This window comes from Mesorhizobium sp. M0208 (assembly GCF_040322015.1).
Lineage (GTDB): Bacteria > Pseudomonadota > Alphaproteobacteria > Rhizobiales > Rhizobiaceae > Mesorhizobium.
In genome coordinates this window covers 1-2,210 of the sequence record NZ_JAMYSP010000102.1, presented here as the reverse complement: position 1 = coordinate 2,210, position 2,210 = coordinate 1, and the positions used below count along the sequence as shown (strand labels likewise).

The window sequence follows — 2,210 nt, the reverse complement described above, 5'->3', positions numbered from 1 at the left end:
CTTGGCCGGGCGCTGAAAGCGTACTCAGCCTCGACATGCTGGCGCCCGTGGTGGTCGCTGCAGACGACTGGGTGTTCACGTCAGGTTATACGTTGAGCTATCCGGGCAGCCGCGATGCGCTCGCCGACTGGATCGAGGCCCTGCCGGCTGGGATACCTTTCGTCTTCGATCCGACACCGGTCATAGCGGACATTCCGGGCTCGACCTTGGCGCGGGTGCTTGCTCGCACCACATGGTTGAGCTGCAACATGGGGGAAGCGGCCGAGATCGCCGGTCAAGGCGATGTAAAGGCACTCGCAGCGCGGCTTCTTGCCGGCCATTGCCCGAAGGCCGACGGCGTCGTCATCCGGAGCGCCGCCAAGGGCTGTCATGTGCGGCTGGCAGACGGTTCCGTCCAGACCATCCCCGGCTTCGAGGTCGACGCCCTCGACACCAATGGCGCAGGCGACGCCCATATCGGCGCTTTCGTCAGCGCGCTGGCGCGCGGCGTACAGCCTTTTGAGGCAGCGCGCTACGCCAATGCGGCGGCGGCCATTTCGGTCACCCGCCACGGTGGTTCATCAGCGCCGACCGACTACGAGATCCAGACATTCCTAAGCCATGCCGGCGGTCCCCAGATGGGCCTCCATGGCCGGAAGCAAGAGGTCAAACGCCCGACAGCCTGACAAAGCCCGGGAATCGGGCAAACACAGAGAGGAACGAACATGCGCATGCCCGACTTTACTGCCCTAGTGACGGCGGCCGCCGTCTTCACCTCCGCACTCGCATTTGCCGCCAAGGCCGACGAGGTGCACGTACTCAACTGGAAGGGCTACGGCGCCGACGAGCCGTGGGCCATCGAGGCCTTCGAGAAGGCGACCGGCAACAAGGTCGTCAACGACTTCTTCAATTCCGAACAGGAAATGCTGACCAAGCTCAGGACCAATCCCGGCCTCTACGACGTCGTTATGATCAACGCCGCCTTCAACGACCAGGCAATGGCGGAAAAGCTGATCCAGCCGATCGACACATCCAAGCTGCCGAACTATGCCGACATCAGCAAAGACAAGGCGAGTTCGCCGATGCTTGTCCATAACGGCAAGGTCTATGGGGTACCGTGGGTCTGGGGACTGACGGCGCTCGCCATCAACGACAAGTCCTTCGACAAGCCGCCAACGAGCATCGCCGAAATGTGGGATCCCGCCCACAAGGGCCGCGTCACCATCCGTGACGATGCCGTCGAGGCGGTGCAGTTCGGCGCCATTGCCACCGGCCAGAACATCAACGATGTCAAGGACATGGAGGCGGTCAAGGCGAAACTCACCTCGCTCATGCCGCAGATCAAGACGTTCTGGAGCTCGGAGAACGACTGGAACCAGATGGTTGCCTCTAACCAGATCGATATCGGCACCTATTGGAGCGGCTCGGCCGACCGCGCCAAGACCCATTTCAAGCTGCCAGTCTCGCTCGTGATCCCGCGGGAGGGCGCTGTCGCCTGGCTCGACGCCTTCTCCATTCCCGTCGGTTCCAAGAATGTCGCCGGCGCCGAGGCCTTCATCAACTACATGGTCGACCCGAAGTTCTATGTCGAATGGGTCACCAAGGTCGGAGCCCCGGTATCTGCCAATACCAAGGCCGTGGAAGCACTTCCCGAGGATGCGTTCAACCGCAAGGTGATGGGTGACCCGGCAGTTGCCAAGCGCATTCAGTTCCAGGCGCCGATCACAAACGCCCAGCGCGAAGCCTATCTGTCGCTCTGGCAGCAGCTCAAGGTCAACGTGAAGTAACAGCAGAAAGCGGGATCAGCCGATCATATATGTCGGCTGATCCTTCCCTGGGAGGATGTCATGGCAGCACAGGTTGCAGCCGCGTCGCGCAGCGGGCTGAGATCGGCCTTGCCGCTACTGGTGCCTGCCTATCTCTGGCTGTCGGTTGCGATCTTCTTGCCGCTCTCAGCCATGGTCTTCTTCTCTCTCATGACCGAGCTGCCGTTGTCGGGCAAGCCGTGGGCGTTCACGCTCGAAAACTATACCGCCTTCTTCTCGCAGAGCCTCTATCTGACGCTTCTGCTCGCCTCGCTGCGCCTCGGCCTCGAAGTGACGCTGTGGTGCATCATCGTCGGTTATCCCGCCGCTTATGTGCTAGGCAAGGTGCTGAAAGGCCGTAGCCGCGAAGCGATTTTCCTGCTCGTCATCCTGCCGTTCTGGTCAAATGGGCTTGTGCGCATCTTC

The 2,210-nt window shown here is 61.6% G+C and carries 3 protein-coding genes; all 3 read left to right on the top strand.

The genetic code is table 11. From position 1 onward, the window contains the following. A partial coding sequence (locus tag NKJ17_RS33755) for a PfkB family carbohydrate kinase (protein ID WP_352692028.1) occupies positions 1-665 on the top strand: 665 nt, incomplete at its 5' end. A 39-nt stretch (positions 666-704) separates the two neighbouring features. Continuing rightward, the gene (locus NKJ17_RS33750) at positions 705-1,766 is read left to right on the top strand and encodes an ABC transporter substrate-binding protein (RefSeq protein ID WP_352692027.1); all 1,062 of its coding nucleotides are present in this window, start codon (positions 705-707) and stop codon (positions 1,764-1,766) included. Between the two features lie 60 nt (positions 1,767-1,826). After that, on the top strand, positions 1,827-2,210 hold a 384-nt coding region (locus NKJ17_RS33745), incomplete at its 3' end, for an ABC transporter permease family protein (protein ID WP_502906601.1).

What these genes read in the sequence shown, in the direction of transcription:
- NKJ17_RS33750 (WP_352692027.1), top strand. Translation starts at nt 705, where the DNA reads ATGCGCATGCCCGACTTTACTGCCCTAGTGACGGCGGCCGCCGTCTTC.